Annotated in this window: 19 protein-coding genes and 1 tRNA gene; 7 read left to right on the top strand and 13 right to left on the bottom strand. The window is 71.0% G+C overall.

What is annotated here, in order from left to right:
* Positions 1-65: 65 nt before the first annotated feature.
* Complete coding sequence (gene dcd, locus RWH45_RS07550; protein ID WP_315994255.1) at positions 66-671, bottom strand: dCTP deaminase; 606 nt, start codon at positions 669-671, stop codon at positions 66-68.
* A 322-nt stretch (positions 672-993) separates the two neighbouring features.
* Here dcd and RWH45_RS07545 point away from each other — a divergent pair.
* Both RWH45_RS07545 and RWH45_RS07540 read left to right on the top strand, forming a co-directional pair.
* A tRNA-Gly gene (locus RWH45_RS07545) sits at positions 994-1,067 on the top strand.
* Positions 1,068-1,218: 151 nt separating this feature from the next.
* Positions 1,219-1,938, top strand: coding sequence for a hypothetical protein (locus RWH45_RS07540; protein WP_315994254.1), 720 nt, complete (start codon positions 1,219-1,221; stop codon positions 1,936-1,938).
* An 18-nt stretch (positions 1,939-1,956) separates the two neighbouring features.
* Here RWH45_RS07540 and RWH45_RS07535 read toward each other — a convergent pair whose 3' ends face one another.
* The 3 genes from RWH45_RS07535 to RWH45_RS07525 all read right to left on the bottom strand — a co-directional run bounded on the left by RWH45_RS07535 (position 1,957) and on the right by RWH45_RS07525 (position 3,880).
* Positions 1,957-2,490: a cysteine hydrolase family protein gene (locus RWH45_RS07535; RefSeq protein ID WP_315994253.1), complete on the bottom strand. Its 534-nt coding sequence runs from the start codon at positions 2,488-2,490 to the stop codon at positions 1,957-1,959.
* A 40-nt stretch (positions 2,491-2,530) separates the two neighbouring features.
* Positions 2,531-3,292 carry an SDR family NAD(P)-dependent oxidoreductase gene (locus RWH45_RS07530; RefSeq protein ID WP_315994252.1) on the bottom strand — a complete coding sequence of 254 codons (762 nt, stop codon included), beginning with the start codon at positions 3,290-3,292 and terminating at the stop codon, positions 2,531-2,533.
* A 225-nt stretch (positions 3,293-3,517) separates the two neighbouring features.
* Positions 3,518-3,880 (bottom strand): hypothetical protein, encoded by a 363-nt coding sequence (locus RWH45_RS07525; RefSeq protein WP_315994251.1) that lies wholly within the window; start codon positions 3,878-3,880, stop codon positions 3,518-3,520.
* Positions 3,881-4,004: 124 nt separating this feature from the next.
* Between RWH45_RS07525 and RWH45_RS07520 the strand changes: the two genes are divergently transcribed.
* Both RWH45_RS07520 and RWH45_RS07515 read left to right on the top strand, forming a co-directional pair.
* Positions 4,005-4,595, top strand: a complete 591-nt coding sequence (locus RWH45_RS07520) for a YdeI/OmpD-associated family protein (RefSeq protein WP_315994250.1) — start codon at positions 4,005-4,007, stop codon at positions 4,593-4,595.
* 9 nt (positions 4,596-4,604) lie between these two features.
* On the top strand, positions 4,605-5,303 hold the full coding sequence (locus RWH45_RS07515; protein WP_315994249.1) for an SGNH/GDSL hydrolase family protein: 699 nt from the start codon (positions 4,605-4,607) through the stop codon (positions 5,301-5,303).
* 118 nt (positions 5,304-5,421) lie between these two features.
* On the opposite strand, the gene RWH45_RS07510 is transcribed toward RWH45_RS07515, so the two are convergent.
* Both RWH45_RS07510 and RWH45_RS07505 read right to left on the bottom strand, forming a co-directional pair.
* On the bottom strand, positions 5,422-5,859 hold the full coding sequence (locus RWH45_RS07510) for a BLUF domain-containing protein (RefSeq protein ID WP_315994248.1): 438 nt from the start codon (positions 5,857-5,859) through the stop codon (positions 5,422-5,424).
* The gene (locus RWH45_RS07505) at positions 5,856-6,137 is read right to left on the bottom strand and encodes a hypothetical protein (protein ID WP_315994247.1); all 282 of its coding nucleotides are present in this window, start codon (positions 6,135-6,137) and stop codon (positions 5,856-5,858) included. Before RWH45_RS07505 ends, RWH45_RS07510 begins: the two co-directional genes overlap by 4 nt.
* 312 nt (positions 6,138-6,449) lie before the next feature.
* Between RWH45_RS07505 and RWH45_RS07500 the strand changes: the two genes are divergently transcribed.
* Positions 6,450-7,142, top strand: coding sequence for a TetR/AcrR family transcriptional regulator C-terminal domain-containing protein (locus tag RWH45_RS07500; RefSeq protein WP_315994246.1), 693 nt, complete (start codon positions 6,450-6,452; stop codon positions 7,140-7,142).
* 21 nt (positions 7,143-7,163) lie between these two features.
* Here the strand turns inward: RWH45_RS07500 and RWH45_RS07495 are convergent, their stop codons facing one another.
* Positions 7,164-7,553: an ester cyclase gene (locus RWH45_RS07495; protein ID WP_315994245.1), complete on the bottom strand. Its 390-nt coding sequence runs from the start codon at positions 7,551-7,553 to the stop codon at positions 7,164-7,166.
* 161 nt (positions 7,554-7,714) lie between these two features.
* Between RWH45_RS07495 and RWH45_RS07490 the strand changes: the two genes are divergently transcribed.
* Positions 7,715-9,022: a cytochrome P450 gene (locus RWH45_RS07490; RefSeq protein WP_315994244.1), complete on the top strand. Its 1,308-nt coding sequence runs from the start codon at positions 7,715-7,717 to the stop codon at positions 9,020-9,022.
* Positions 9,023-9,200: 178 nt separating this feature from the next.
* Here RWH45_RS07490 and RWH45_RS07485 read toward each other — a convergent pair whose 3' ends face one another.
* The 6 genes from RWH45_RS07485 to RWH45_RS07460 form a co-directional block, all read right to left on the bottom strand.
* Entirely contained in the window at positions 9,201-10,667 is a 1,467-nt protein-coding gene (locus RWH45_RS07485; RefSeq protein ID WP_315994601.1) for an amino acid permease, read from the bottom strand.
* Positions 10,668-10,795: 128 nt separating this feature from the next.
* Positions 10,796-11,794, bottom strand: coding sequence for a magnesium and cobalt transport protein CorA (locus RWH45_RS07480; RefSeq protein ID WP_315994243.1), 999 nt, complete (start codon positions 11,792-11,794; stop codon positions 10,796-10,798).
* A 60-nt stretch (positions 11,795-11,854) separates the two neighbouring features.
* The gene (locus RWH45_RS07475; protein WP_315994242.1) at positions 11,855-12,049 is read right to left on the bottom strand and encodes a hypothetical protein; all 195 of its coding nucleotides are present in this window, start codon (positions 12,047-12,049) and stop codon (positions 11,855-11,857) included.
* Positions 12,050-12,098: 49 nt separating this feature from the next.
* Entirely contained in the window at positions 12,099-12,428 is a 330-nt protein-coding gene (locus tag RWH45_RS07470; protein WP_315994241.1) for a DUF3140 domain-containing protein, read from the bottom strand.
* A gap of 79 nt (positions 12,429-12,507) precedes the next feature.
* A complete protein-coding gene (locus tag RWH45_RS07465) occupies positions 12,508-13,416 on the bottom strand; it encodes an EamA family transporter (protein WP_315994240.1) in 909 nt (302 codons plus the stop codon).
* A 7-nt stretch (positions 13,417-13,423) separates the two neighbouring features.
* A complete protein-coding gene (locus RWH45_RS07460; protein WP_315994239.1) occupies positions 13,424-14,695 on the bottom strand; it encodes a serine hydrolase domain-containing protein in 1,272 nt (423 codons plus the stop codon).
* Between the two features lie 187 nt (positions 14,696-14,882).
* Between RWH45_RS07460 and RWH45_RS07455 the strand changes: the two genes are divergently transcribed.
* A complete protein-coding gene (locus RWH45_RS07455) occupies positions 14,883-15,536 on the top strand; it encodes a biliverdin-producing heme oxygenase (protein WP_315994238.1) in 654 nt (217 codons plus the stop codon).
* The last annotated feature ends 1 nt before the right edge of the window (position 15,537 follow it).

Here is a 15,537-nt window from a genome sequence, read left to right as displayed (position 1 = left end):
ATCCCCGCAAAGCGCGACAGAACGGCCCCATCGAGGTCTCCTCGACGGGGCCGTTCTCGCGCGGGTCAGCGGCCGGCCGACCCCGCGTCGGTCGTGCCGACGTCGGTGCGGTGGAAGTTGAGCGCCGAGCGCGACGCGGTCGGACCGCGCTGGCCCTGGTAGCGGTTGCCGTAGGGGCCGGAGCCGTAGGGGTTCTCGGCGGGCGACGTCAGGCGGAAGTAGCAGACCTGCCCGATCTTCATGCCCGGCCACAGCGTGATGGGCAGGGTCGCGACGTTCGAGAGCTCGAGGGTCACGTGACCCGAGAAGCCCGGGTCGATGAAGCCGGCGGTGGAGTGGGTGAGCAGGCCCAGGCGTCCGAGCGAGGACTTGCCCTCGAGCCGCGCAGCGACGTCGTCGGGGAGGGTGACGCGCTCGAACGTCGACCCGAGCGCGAATTCACCCGGGTGGAGGATGAACGGCTCGTCGGGTTCGACCTCGATGAGGCGCGTGAGCTCGGGCTGATCCTCGGCCGGATCGATGAAGGGGTACTTGTGGTTGTCGAACAACCGGAAGTACCGGTCGAGACGCACATCGACGCTGGAGGGCTGCACCATCGCGGGGTCGTAGGGGTCGAGGCCGAGGCGACCGTCGTCGAGGTGGGCCCGGATGTCGCGATCGGAGAGCAGCACGGGATCAGCCTAGGGCGTGTGGTCGGGCCGCGGCGGCTCCGCTCGCCCCGACCGCGCGCTCCCGCGCGCGACCGCCGAGACCGCACGCGGTCCGCGAGGACGCACGCGATCGTTCGCACATCGATGCGTTCTCGGCGATGCGATGCGGCCTCGACGGTGCCGATCGCGTCACTCTCGCGAGGTCGGACGATGCGGCCCCACGCACCGGTCACAGCGGGTCGGTCCGGTACGAGCACGCGATCCCGACGCGAGGACGGGCGGGCACGGAACGCGGATGCCGCCGGAGACGCTGTTATGCTGGCCGGGTCGCCGCGAGGCGCACGGGGCTGTAGTTCAATGGCAGAACTTCTGCTTCCCAAGCAGACAGCGCGGGTTCGATTCCCGTCAGCCCCTCCACGGGCCCGACTCACCGCCGCAGGCGGTGGGGCGGGCCTTTCGCGTGAGTGCCGTCCGAAGCGAGGTCGCGTGGGGCCCACGCCGCAGGAAGCCTCGTGCGCGGCGCCGGCGCCTCGCCCGAGACCACCCGCCCATGCGGCAGGGTGGGACCATGCTGAGCGACGCCGAGCGGGAGGAACGCACGCGCCTGTATGCGCGCGTCTACGCCAAGGGCGCGACCACGGACCAGGCGCTCGTGAACCGCCTCCGTGAGCTGGACGACCGCGCGCGGATGCAGCCCGAGACCGACCCCGCGCCGACCGAGGAGTACGCGCGGACGGACGACGACGACACCGATCCGGCCGAGGCGGGGCAGAGCACAGAGCCCGATCCGGCCTCATCGCGCCGTCGTCGCCTGGCCCTCGCCGTGGAACGTCGCACAGCCGTCATCCCGCTCCTCGCGGCGGTCGCCGGGCTGGTGGGCGGCGCGGTCATCGGCGCGACGTTCACCCCGCCGCGCGCCGGCGGCGACATCCCCGAACTGAGCTACGCCGCGACCTCCGAGGACAGGCTGCCGTTCCCCGAGACGGTGGGCCTGCTCGATCCCGCGTCCGTCCGCTTCGTCGCGAGCACCGAGAACGGACTCGTCTACGTCGGGCGTCAGCCCGACGTCCCCGGCGAGGTGTGCCTCGTGGTCGTGTTCTCGAGTGCGGGCGACGGCGCCGGCGCCCAGTGCGGTTCCGCCGACGTCACCGCCCAAGTGGATCCGGACACGTGGGTCGTCATCGGCGAACCTTCCACGGCGAAGATGAACGACATCCTCCTCAGCCGGTTCGACACGCGACGGCTGTCGGAGAGCGTCCGCCTCTACACGCTTCGCGACCGGTCCTGACGAGCGTCATCCACCCCGTCAGGCGGCGGCTTCGCTCACGACCCGCGCTCGCGCCCCACCCAACGCGGCGAGGAACGCCGCGTGCACGGCCTCGCCGGACACCTCGACTCCGCCGTAGGCGAGATCGGGGGCGGCGCAGGCGTCACCGACGACCGTGACGGCGTAACCGAGGTCGATGGCGGCGCGGACGGTGGCATCCACGCACATGCTCGTCATCATGCCGACCACGAGCAGCTCGCGCGCGCCGAGCTCGCGCAGGCGCTCGTGCAGGTCGGTGCCGACGAAGGAATTCGGCGCGTGCTTCACGATCACCGTCTCGCCCGGCTCCGGGGCGACGCGGGGGTCGATCTCGGCTCCATCGGTGTCCACCTCGAGGAAGCCGCCGCCGGCGGGGCTTTCGTGCCGCACGTGGATGACGGGCGCCCCGAGGTCACGCTGCCGGGTCAGCACGCGTGCGGCGGCCTCGGCCGCGGCATCCGGGTTCACCAGGGGGTGACGACCTCCGGGGAAGTAGTCGCGCTGGATGTCGATGATCACGAGGACGGGCTGCATGCCCTCCACCCTCTCACCGCCGCGGCGACCGGGCGCCGGTTCAACTGCGCAGGTGCGAGGCGCCGTTCAGGTCGAGGATGGCGCCCGACGCCCACTGCGAGCGCGGCGAGCTGAGGTAGACCACGGCATCCGCCACTTCTTCGGGAGTGGCGACACGGCCGAACGGACTCTGATCCCGGATGCCGTCTCCGGCGGGCCCGTCCAATTTCTGCTGCTGCCTGTCGGTGCCCACGAAGCCGGGGGCGACGCTGGTGACGGCGATGCCGTGCGGGGCGAGGGCGACCGCGAGCGATTGGCCCATGGCGTGCAGGCCCGCCTTGGCGGCGCCGTAGGCGGGGAACTCCGGCTCGCCGCGGAACGCTCCGCGCGAGCCGACGTTCACGACCGCACCGGGCAGACCACGGTCGATCAGCGACCGCGCGACCAAGTAAGTCATGTTGGCGGGAGCGCGCAGGTCGACCTCGACCATCCGCTCCCATGTCTGGTGCCAGGTCGCGTAGTCGACGGTGTCGATCGGATGCAAGGTCTCGGGGCTCGGGGCGATCGCCGCGTTGTTGACGAGAACGTCGATGCGTCCGAACGCCGCGAGCACCTCGTCGACCACGCGCTGTGCAATCGCGGGGTCGGAGAGATCGCCGCCCACGAGGAGATGCCCGTCGCCGTGCAGGAGGGCGAGCGTCTGCTCCGCGGCATCCCGATCGGACCCGTAGTGCACGGCGACGCGGTCGCCCCTCTCGCTGAGGGCCACCGCGATGGCCCGACCGATTCCGCGCGACGCGCCGCTGACGAGGGAGTGCTGCATACGTCCATCCTGCGGGACACCGAGCGTCCGGGCGGCACACGCGAAACGGCGGCGCCGCCCGGACTGTCCGGGGCTCGCACACCGGGCGATGACCGGTCGCTTCCGGTGTGGAGGGCCCACGCTACGTCTGCGGTCGGCGGCGGAGGTGGGGTTGACGAGCTCCCCCCGAGGGTGCGGGGGTCGCCTCTGCGCCGGGCGCCGAGGACCGACCGCGAGCGGCGGCGGTCAGGCGCGGATGAAGCCGTCGAGGTCGGGGTCCCAGAACGCGTCGGGATTGTCGGTGTCGATGGTCTGCTCGTGCGCGATGGCCGGCGCCTGGGGGAAGCGCTTGTGCTGACGCAGCTCCTCGGCGGCCCAGGAGAAGTCGGGCTCCTCGCCCGCCCAGTCGTGTGCCGGGGCGCTGAGCACGTCGTTCCCGACGCCGATGACGAGTTCGGCTTCCTCGGTGTCGCCCGCCTCGGTCACGATCGGGATGCTGACTGCCTCCGCCTGCCCGTCGGCGGCGATCGATGCGGTGAGCTGCACGAGCGCCTCCGCCACGTCGTCGGTCGTGGTCACGGTCTCGCCGGCGTACGTCACACATCGCATCCCCTCATGCTGGGGGCAGCATCGACGCCGCGGGGGTCGGTTGCCCCCGCAGCGCCCATCCGATAGGGGCGCGGTGTCGGAAGGTCGCGCTAGGGTCCGAAGCATCGCGGAAGGAGCCGAGACCATGACCGACGCACCCGAGCTGACCGTCGACGACGTCGCCGCCTGGCGCGCCTGGCTCGACGCTCACGAGAGCGAGAGCGACGGGGTGTGGCTCGTGCTCGCCAAGAAGGGCACGACCTCGCCCACCACCCTCACCTACGCCCAGGCCCTCGACGAGGCGCTGTGCAGCGGGTGGATCGACGGGCGCAAGCAGTCGAGGGATGCCGCGACCTTCCGCCAGCACTTCACCCCTCGGCGAGCGCGGTCGATGTGGTCGGCGCGCAACGTCGACATCGTGGCGCGCCTGAGCGAAGAGGGCCGGATGCGACCGCGCGGCGCCGACGAGATCGCCCGCGCCCAGGCGGACGGACGCTGGGATCGCGCCTACGCCGGATCCGCCACGATCGAGGTGCCCGCCGATCTGCAGGCGGCCTTGGATGCCGTGCCGGCGGCCGCTCGCGCGTTCGCCGCGCTCACCAAGGCGGAGCGCTACTCCGTGCTGCACCCGGTCGTCACGGCCACGACCGACGCCGCGCGCGCGGCCCGGATCGCTCGCCACGTCGCATCTCTCGCCGCGGAGCCGGCGGAGCGACCCACGCCCGGGGGACACTGACCCGTGCGCGTGCGACGGTCTCTCGGTGTCGGGCTCGCGGCATCCCTGTTCCTCGGCCTCGTCGCCTGCTCCGACCCGAGCCCGGGCCCGACCACGTCATCCGCCGCCGGCGCGGCCGACGGGCCGGTGGTGTCGTTCTACGGCGACTCGTACACGCGCGGTACCGGCGCGAGCTCGTCGGAGAAGCGCTGGTCGACGATCGTGTCGGCCGAACGGGGGTGGCAGGAGATCAACCGCAGCGAGAACGGCCTCGGCTTCGTGAACCGCCGCGACTCGATGCTCGGAGGACTCGACGACATCCCCGCGCTCGTGATCGCTGACGACCCCGACATCGTGTTCGTGACCATGGGCCTCAACGACAACTTCAGCTACGACACGCGCGCCGACGACATCCGCGCAACGATCGACAGCGACCTGACCCGTCTGCGCGAGGGACTGCCCGACGCACGCATCGTCGTCGTCGAGCCGTTCTGGTACACCGACGACAGGCCGGCCTCGGTCGACGTCATCGCCGGATGGGTCGAAGACGCTGCGGCACGCATCGGCGCCGATCACGTCAGCGGTGCGAGCCACTGGCTCGAGGGGCACGATGCCACCGCGCAGGTCAGCTGGATGGCGGGCGACGGTCTGCACCCGAACGACATCGGCTACGCCGTCATGGCGGAGCGGATGGATGCCGCGCTCCGCGCCCTCGATCCGCCGCTCTGATCACCGAGCTTCGGGGCGCGATCTTCCGTTCGGGGCGGGCGATTCACGCCCCGAACGCCGGAATGCGCCCCGAACCGGGGTCTCGGGCCGCCAAGCGCGGGGCCGCCCCTCGGGGAGCTCAGGCGGGCGCGGCCGTGCGGGCGCGGAACCAGACGGTCAGTTCGCGGACCGCGCGGATGCTCGCCTCGTCGTCGTCGGACTCCAGGTCGTCGAACGTGTCACGGAACCCCTCGGGCGCCGGCGTCGCGGGCGCGGTGATGGGTTCGTACCCCATCGTCCATTCCTCGAAGCGGCGCTCCTCGATCTCCTCGGTCAGCAGCACCCGAATCTCGTCGTGGCGCGGATCGCGACGAATCTTCGCCATCAGCTCGTCCACGGCGTCCTTCGGCCCCTCCAGCACCTGGAAGAACCGCCCGCGGCGGTAGAGCAGCATGCCCGACAGGTCGTGCTCGTGGTTCGAGCGGCGACTCTGGGCGAGGAGTTCGGCGAGACGGGCGTCATCGAAGGTGTCGACGGCCCGACTGACGTATGACACGGCGGCCAGCGGAGCGCTCATGCGGTGTCCTCCTCGACGGCGCGGGGCGCCGGGACGCGGACCTGCTGAAGGGTGATGACCTCGTCCTGCGGGGGTTGGCCGTTGGTCACCGCGGCCATCGCCGCCGTGAGGGTGCGGAATCGGCCGACGACGCGCGACGAGCCGTCGAAAGCGAGGTAGCCCCCGTCGGCCTGACGGTCGATGTAGCCGAGGAACATGCCCTTTCGGCTGCCGACATGGAAGCCCTCTTCGACGCGGGCCCAGATGACGCCGGCACCGGGGCGGTCGGGAGACACCATGCTCACCGCTCCTTCCGCCCGGGATGACGCGCCGGGCACCAGCGACCGTACCCGGGCCCTCCGACACCCGTCCGCCCTTGACAGATCGAGCCACGCGGCTCCGACCCTTCCGCCGGGGGCCCGGGCGAGCGGACGCCGATCATCGCTCCGGTCCTGGCTGGGAAGGGAAAACGCCGCGGATCGGGGGAAAACCCTTACGCCGTAAGCCCGCGACACCCGCTCGTCACGGCGCCCTCGGCGGCATCCCGGGACGGTCCGGGGTGTCAAACTGAACCCCCGGAGGTGGATGCGATGATCCAAGATGCGCGGAACGTGCCGCGTTCGAGCGTGCGCCGACTCAGCCGCGACCTCATCGTCACCACCGCTCTCGCGCAGATCGACGGTCGGGGCGCGACGGGCCTGTCGATGCGCACTTTGGCGCAGGAGCTCGACGTCGAGGCGATGTCGCTCTACCGCTACGTCAACGGCAAGGAAGACCTGCTCGAGGCGATCGTGCGCCTCCTGATGCGCGACCTCATGACGGCCCTCCAGGACGCCTCGACGCAGCAGTGGCAGGGCTTCCTGCAGATCACCGCGCACGAGGTGCGGCGCATCGCCGTCGAACACCCGCGGGCCTTCCCGCTCGTCGCCACGCGGCATCCGGCCGCCCCCTGGCTGCGGCCTCCGCTGCGCAGCGTCGAGGTCGTGGAGATCTTCCTCTCGACGCTCCTCGCTCAGGGTTTCACCGACGACCAGGCCGTGAGCGCCTACCGGGCGTTCAGCAGCTTCCTCCTCGGCCAGCTGCTTCTGGAGTCCGCCGTCCGCGGCGCGGAGACGGGGCCCGTGGAGGAGCCGCTCGACGAGGGGAACGCCGACATCCCGGCCCACGACGGCGACGCCACGCTCGCCGACGCCCCCACCGTCCGCCACCTGCGGGCTCTGCTCAGCGAAGATCGCGCCGAGGAGGAGTTCGAAGTCTCGCTCGAATCCCTGCTGGACCGCCTCGATCGAGAGCTGTCGCAGTAAGGACCCCTCCCCGGGCCGCGCTCAGGCGATCGCGGAGCGGATCTGCGCGGCGTCGTCGGTGCCGGTGGCCTCGACGATCAGTCCGTGCTGCACCCGGTACATCGCGAACGACGCGATGCTCACGCGCGTACGCGTCGGCGCGACGAACGCGTACGCACCGGTGTGACTTCCCCCGCCCCGCAGATGCACGGCCAGCCGGTCGTCCTCGACGAGGAGCTGAATGCGCTTCCACTGCCAGTCGGGAAAACCGTGCAGCAGGTTCGCGTAGTCGGCGATCCACGCGTCGGCCCCCGCGGGCAGGTGCGCACGTCGCACGCTCGGGTGCAGGAACTCACGGACCCGCTCGATGTCGTGGCGGTTCAGCGCCTCGAGGAAGTCGGCGAACCACTCCCGCATCTCCCACGGTTCCATCGGTCCATTATCGGTGGCGGCCACCTCTCACCGGCCCGCGACGGCCGCGACGTTGGGCGTGCAGAGGTGGAGGGCATCGCCGCGCGCGGCACGACTGACACACCGACCGGGCGCGCGCCGCCCCCTCCACGATCTCCCCGCCGGCATGGAACCGTGGGGACATGGCATCCCCCCTCGCCCTTCTCCGCGACGACTCGCTCTCGCTCCTCGTGCGCGGCTACGGTTTCGGCGCGCACCTCTGGCGGCGTGCCGACCGCGGCGCCCGTGCCGTCCCGTTCCGCCTGCTCGGGCGCGAGGCGCTCTTCGTGCGGGGCGAGGAGGGCGTGGCGCTCTTCTACGACGAGTCCCGCACCCGCCGGCACGGGGCGATGCCCGCGTTCATCCAGGAGTCGCTGTTCGGCCACGGCTCGGTGCACAGCCTCGACGGCGACGAGCACCGCCACCGCAAGGCGACATTCGTCGACGTGCTCTACGACGACGTCGAGGTCGCGCGCCTGCTCCCCGAACTCGAGCGGCAGTGGCAGGGCGAACTCGACGCCTGGGTCGGCGGCGGCGACCGGTCGGCGTACGACGCCGCCGTGGGAGCGCTGGGGCGCGCGATCATGCGGTGGGCCGGCATCCCGGGCACGGCGGCGGCGCAGACGCGGTGGGCGAAGCGTCAGGCGCAGATCGTCGACGGCTTCGGTGTGCCGTACTCACCCGAGTTCCTGCTGGCCCTGGCCAACCGCCGCTGGTCCGACCGCCATGCTGCGGAGCTCATCGACGCCGTGCGCGAGGGGACGCTCGACCCCGCCGAGGGCACCGCCCTCCACGCCTGGGCGTGGCACCGCGACCGCTCGGGCGACCTGCTGCCCGCGAAGCGCGCCGGCGTCGAGCTGCAGAACAGCTTCCGCCCGATGATCGCGGTCTCGCGCTTCGTCGCGTTCGCCGCGAAGGAGCTGCACGACCGCCCGGAGTGGCGCGAGCGCATCGCCGCCGAGACCGCGGAGCGCGGATCGCTCGTCGGCGGGGAGCTGGCGACGGCCTTCGCGCAGGAGATCCGCCGCACCGCGCCCTTCGTGCCGATGCTGCCGGCGTGGGCCGAGACCGATGTCGAGCTCGACGGGCAGCGCGTGGCGAAGGGCGGTCGGGTCGTGCTCGACATCCTCGGCACCGACACCGACACCCGCGAGTGGGAGCGCCCCTCCGCCTTCGACCCGGAGCGCTTCGTCGGTGTCGACGATTACGAAGCCATCCGCGCTTTCGTCCCCCACGGCGGTGCCGACGTGCGCACCGGCCACCGCTGCCCGGGCGAGAAGCTCGCGATCGCCGGGCTCGCGGCATCCATCGCGGTGCTCAGCGACCCGCGCCTGCGCATCTCGGGCCGCGGTCTCGACGTGAACCGGCGGCGGATGCCGACGAAGCCGCGCTCCGGCGGTCGTGTGCGCCGCGCGGACGCGCCGTCGGGCTGCCCGTTCCACCGGGGCTGACTCGTCACGGGGACAGGCTGCACCGCGAGAACAGGGCGATCAGCGGCGAGACGGCCTGTCGCGGTGGCATCCCCTGTCCTCACGACACGGATGCCGCGGCTCAGCCCGCGGAACGCACCCGGCGATGCCGCTCGGGCTGAGGCGCGTACCCACGAGCCGAGGAGGGAGAGCGGCCGGCTCAGTCCTTCGTGTCGCGCGGCTGCGGGAACGGGCTCGGCACCACCGGCACCGTGCCCGTGTAGCCCTCGCGCTCGGCGGCGAGCTCGGCGATGCGCTTGCGGCACGCGAACCAGCCCGCGGTGATCAGCAGGCTCGCGACGACGGCCACGACGAGCGTCGCCGGCGAATCGATGAACACCAGCACGAGCACCACGGCCAGGAACACCAGGGTCAGGTATCCCGTGTACGGCGCCCAGAACAGTCGGAACGAGGGGCGTACGAGCTCGCCCCTGTCTGCGAGCTGCTTCAGACGCATCTGGCACACGATGATGGTCGCCCAGGTGACCAGGATGCCGACGGCGGCCACGTTCAGCACCGTCTCGAACGCGTCGCTCGGATTGACGTAGTTGATCACCACGCCGAAGAGGGCCACGAACGCGGTGATGGCGATGCCGCCGTAGGGCACGCCCGCCTTGTTCATGCGGGCGGCGAACTTCGGTGCCGACCCCGCGACCGCCATGGAGCGCAGGATGCGTCCGGTGGAGTAGAGACCGGCGTTCAGCGACGACAGCGCCGCCGTCAGCACGACGAGGTTCATGATGACGTCGACCCCGGGTACGCCGATCGAGGCGAAGAAGGTCACGAACGGGCTCTCGTCCTTCGAGTACGCGGTGAACGGCAGCAGCAGCGACAGCAGCAGCACCGAACCGACGTAGAACACCGCGACGCGGATGATCACCGAGTTGATCGCGCGCGGCATGACCTTCTCGGGGTTCTTCGTCTCGCCCGCGGCGGTGCCGATGAGCTCGATCGATGCGTACGCGAAGACGACGCCCTGCATGAGGATGATCGCGGGAAGGATGCCGTTGGGGAAGAATCCGCCGTTGTCGGAGATCAACGAGAAGCCGGTGGGCGCGCCCGTGGGGGTTCCGAAGACGACGAAGTAGATGCCGACGAGCAGGAACGCCACGAGGGCGGCGACCTTGATGAGCGCGAACCAGAACTCGAGCTCTCCGAACACCTTCACCGAGACGAGGTTGACGGCGAGTACGGTGACGAGCGCGGCCAGCGCCCAGACCCATTGCGGGACCGCGGCGATCCACGGCACGTACTTGCCGAAGAAGTTCATGTACAGCGCGGCCGCGGTGATGTCGACCATCGTGGTCGTGGCCCAGTTGATCCAGTAGAACCAGCCCGAGACGAATGCGGCCTTCTCTCCGAAGAACTCGCGCGCGTACGAGACGAACGAGCCCGAGGTCGGCCGGTGGAGCACGAGCTCCCCGAGCGCGCGCAGGATGAAGAACGCGAACAGACCGCAGACCGCGTACGACAGAACGATCGCGGGTCCCGCCTGGGCGAGACGTCCGCCGGCGCCGAGGAAGAGTCCCGTGCCGATGGCGCCGCCGATGGCGATCATCTGCACCTGACGAGAGGTCAGTCGCTTGTGGTAGCCGCTGTCCTCGAGCTGCACGGTCGAGGTGTGGATCGGCGCGGCCGCGTCGCCGGAGCCCGGGGTGGTGTCAGTCACCTACCCATCGTGCGATTCGCGCAGCGACTGTCCAGGAAGCGCGCCGCGAAGCGCGGCATCCGCAGCCGTCAGCGCCCGCCCCCGGATCAGAGCCAGTGCTTGCGCTTGAACGTCAGCCAGAGCCCGAAGGAGGTCGCCGCCATGAGGCCGAGCGCCATCGGGTAGCCGAAGGTCCAGTCGAGCTCCGGCATGTTCCGGAAGTTCATGCCGTAGATCGCGCCCACCAGGGACGGGCCGAAGAGGATCGCCGCCCACCCCGAGATCTTCTTCACCTGGTCGTTCTGCTCGAGCGAGGTCTCGGTCTGACGCTGCGTCACGAGCGTCGCGTTGACGGTGAGGGCGTTGTCGAGGATCGCGCGCAGCGCCGTGAGCTTCTCGCCCTGACGCAGCACGTGGTCGAGCACGTCGCGCAGCGAGCGCTGCAGTTCGATGTCGACGCCGTACTTGTCGGCGCCGCGCAGCAGAGCCTCGAGCATGTCGCGGAGCGGTTCGACCGCACGCTGGAAGTGGATGACCTCGCGCGCGAGCTGGTAGATGCGCTGGGTGAGGTCGGCGCCGCCCTCGCTGAACAGACCGTCCTCGATCTCGTCGACGTCGTTCTGGAGCCCCCGGGCGACCGGGTCGTACTGGTCGACGACCTCGTCGAGGATCGCGTACAGCACCGCCTCGGGGCCGCGCGCGAGCAGATCGGGGTTCTTCTCGAGGCGCCGGCGTACCCGCGCCAGGTCGGGGACCTCGGCGTGGCGCACGGTCACCACGAAGTCCGCGCCGATGAACACGTGCAGCTCGCCGAACTCGACGGTCTCGGTCTCGTCGATGTAGCGCGCGGGACGCAGCACCGTGAACAGGTTCTGCCCGTAGCGCTCGAGCTTCGCGCGCTGGTGACCGGTCAGCGCGTCCTCGACGGCGAGCGGATGCAGGGAGAACTCCGCGGCCACGCGCTCGAGTTCTTCGGGAGACGGGCGCAGCAGGCCGATCCAGGCCATCCCGCCGTGCGCCTCCATGTACTCGAAGGTCTGGTCGAGGCTCGAGGGGTTCTCGATGCGGTGACCGTCGACGTAGACCGCGCTGTCGATGATGGGCATGTCTACCGTTCTACCCCTCTCAGGTGGACGAGGGATGACGCTGCCCGCGGCGCCGGCGTCCTACCGCCGTGTGCGCCCCTTGGTGGCGAGTTGCAGCACACCCGCGATCACGAGGATGACGCCCAGAGCGGCCGACAGCACGTTGTTGCCGACGCTCGCGCCCGACGAGATGTCGACGACGGCCAGCACCAGATTGAACAGACCGATGACGACGAGAGCCCAGCCGAGCACGGGTGCGAGATTTCCACGGTTCACAGCTGCACCATAGCGTCGAAGCCCTCCCGCCTCTCCGACCCGCCGCGGGTCACTTCTTCGGGTCGTGGCCCCAGTTCATCAGCGAGTAGCGCCAGTCGGTGTCGGTCACGTCGCCCTTCGGCTTCTGCGCACTGTGCCGCTTGACGTAGCCGACGACTTTCCGCATGTGGGCGAGGTCGTCGTCGGCGAGGTCGGCCTTCTTCTTCTCGAGGATGCGCACGATGTGGCGGCCGCTCTCGTGACCGGTCGATTCGCCGCCGTCCTTCTTCTGCCCCACGGACTTCGACTCGTCGGTGTCGAGCCACTTCTTCAGCTCGCTCGCGGTCATGTTGACCGCGTCATCGAAGTCGCTGCGGGTCTGGTCGTCGTCGTCGCTCATGTCGTCATCCTGGCCAGCGCCCGGGCGCGCGACGGCCCCCTTGCGCCGATGGCGGGGCCATGGCATCCCCTTCGCCCGGTCAGCCGACGGGCTCGCTGAGCGGCTCCTCGGCGTCGGGCCCGGGATGCCGCGACCCCGCGCCGCGCCGCGCGGCGGCGAGCACCGCGCCGATGCTGGCCGCGATGACCAGGGCGATACCGGCCACCTCGAGCAGCGACAGCTTCTGCCCGAGCAGCGCGAAGCCGGCGATCGAGGCCGTCGCGGGGCCGAGGCTCATCATGATCGCGAACGCCGACGCCGGCAGGCGGCGCAGGGCGACCAATTCGAGCGCGTAGGGGATGGTCGACGACAGCAGCGCGACGGCGGCCCCGAGGGCGAGGATGTCCGCGCGCAGCAGCGCGGGCCCCGCCTGCCAGAGACCGAAGGGCAGCGCCAGGCACGCGCCGACCGCCATCGCGAGCGCGAGGCCGTCCAGACGCGGGAACTGTCGCCCCACGCGCGCCGACGACAGGATGTACAGGGCCCAGCTGACGGCCGCGCCGAGAGCGAAGACCACGCCGAGGGCGTCGAGGCGGTCCCATCCGCCGGCGCCGAGCGCGACCACTCCGGCCAGGGCGAGCCCCGCCCACAGCCAGCGGGCCGCCCCCGTCGCGGTGAGGATCGAGAGGGTGAGCGGCCCGAGCACCTCGATCGTCACGGTGACACCCAGCGGGAGCCTCTCGAGGGCGAGGTAGAACAGCCCGTTCATCGATGCCAGCACCACGCCGAACACCACCACCGACCGCCAGGCGACGCCCGTGTGCCCCCGCAGGCGCGGGCGCGCGATCGCGAGCAGCAGCAGCGCCGAGAAGACCAGGCGCAGCATGACGATGCCGAGCGGCCCGGTCTGGGGGAAGAGCATCACCGCGAACGACGCGCCCACCTCCTGGCAGGCCAGGCCGACGAACACGAGAGCGGCGGCCGAGCCCTGTCCGCCGCGCGCGCTCATCGTTCGGTCACGAGGCGGGAGGTGCGCAGATCGCGTTCTGGGCGATGCTGTCGCGCATCTGCTCGGCGGTCCACGGCAGGCCCGCCTCGGGCAACGTCTGTCCCTGCGCGGCGGGCGCCTTCGAGGCGATCGCCGCGAGTTCCCACGCCAGCCACGCGCTGGTGAGCTTGTTGCCACCCGAGTTGTTCAGCACCACCGCGACCGACATGCCGGTCTGGGGATCGGCGAAGGCGGCAGTCATGTAGCCCGGCGTCCACCCGAATTGCCCGATGAGCGAACCCGCCTGGAACGTGCCGCCGGCGGCGGTGAACCACGACGGCTGGTCGGGGCCCACGGGCACGGGGGCGGCGAAGCGGTCGCTGTCGGCGGGCAGGAGGGCCTTGGTGGCGAGCGCCTGGGCGTATCGACCGAGATCGCCGATGGAGGTGACGGCCCCGGCGGCCGCGCCACCGTAGCTCGACGACATCTCGGTGAACTCGGCCGGGTCGGTGCAGTTCCACGCGCCCTCGGCATTCGGCTGCGACCAGTACCCCGGCAGCGAGGACGGGCCGGGGGTCGCCGGGGCGGGCGCCGGCAGCGACGTCGACGAGAGGCCGAGCGGCTGCGTCACACGCTCCGCGATCAGGGTGGAGAGCGTCTCGTTCGTCGCCCGCTCGGCTGCGAGACCGGCGATGAGGTAGTTGGTCGCCGAGGTTCCGTAGGCGTCTCCGGGCGCGTTCAGGCGAGGGCGCGCGATGCCGTAGGCCAGGAGTTCGCGCGGGTTCCACACGCGGTCGGGGTTGGCGAGCACCGTCGCCTCGAGAGTGGCGGTGTACGAAGCGAGCCCCGACGTCCCGTCGCACAGCTCGCGCAGGGTGATGTCGTCGTAGCCGGGGAGATTGCTGACCCACTTGTTGATCGGGTCGCTCATCGCGACGGTCCCGTCGGCCGCGAGACCGTACAGGATGTCGCAGGTCATCGCGCCCGTCACTTCGGTGGCACGGAAGGAGAGATCGCTGGTGACCTCCGCGCCCCCGGGGCCCTGCGTTCCCACGCCCGAGACCCACGTGCCGCTCCACGGCGCCCACACCCCGACGATCGCTCCGGTCGAGCCCGTCGCGGTCATCGCCGAGGTGACGGCATCCTGCAGTTCTGCGACCGTGGCCTCGGGCAGAGGCGCGTCGACCTGCGACGGGACGTCGATCGACACCGACTGCTGCGCCGTGCAGCCACTCAGCGCGAGTGCCAGTGCTCCCGCGCTCGCGATCGCGATGGCCGCGGAACGACGCCATCTGGCCATGTGGATACCCCCAGCACTTCCGCACGCGGATACGCGTACGCTCCCTCGATTCAAACACACGGCACCTGAGCGCAATCGCCCCTTGCACCGCCCGCCCGTCACGTCTGCATCACGACTGCGTGGTCCGATCGGAACTCGGGACTCCTTAGGGGTTAGGTCAGCCTAAGTGAATGCGTATGATGGCCGCATGAACGCCGTGGTCCCGTTCTCCCTCGCCCTGCGCGAACGCTCCAGCAGCGCGCACTCCTCGAGCGAGTGCGACGGGTTCATGACCGACCTGCTCACCGGTGCCGGCACCCGCGACGACTACATCGCCCTCATCGCCCAGCACTGGTTCATCTACGCGGCCCTCGAAGACGCAGCCGTGCGCATGCGCCTCGACCCGGTGGCATCCGTCTTCCTCCGCGATCGCACCTCGCGACTGCCCGCGCTCGAGGCGGATCTGGCGTTCCTCATCGGACCGGAGTGGCGCGAGAGCATCCGCCCCCTGCCGACGACGCAGGCCTACGTGTCGCGCATCCGCCGCGTCGCCGCGACCTGGCCGGGCGGTTTCGTGGCGCATCACTACACGCGCCTGCTCGGCGACCTCTCGGGCGGACCATCGATCGGCCGTCTCATGCAGCGCCGCTTCGGCTTCGAGACCAACGGCATCGGATTCCTGCTCTTCGGCGACATCGCCGACCCGCGCGCCTTCAAGAGCGTCTACCGCGAACAGCTCGACACCGCCCCCTGGGACGACGAGGAGAAGGAGCGGGTGATCGCCGAGGTGCTGGTCGCCTATCGGTTCACGACGGAGCTCTTCGCCGACCTCACGCGCGCCAAGAGCGCGCACGTCGCCTGAG

It is taken from the genome of Microbacterium galbum (assembly GCF_032464915.1).
Classification (GTDB): domain Bacteria; phylum Actinomycetota; class Actinomycetes; order Actinomycetales; family Microbacteriaceae; genus Microbacterium; species Microbacterium galbum.
This window is presented reverse-complemented; position numbering and strand designations above follow the sequence as displayed.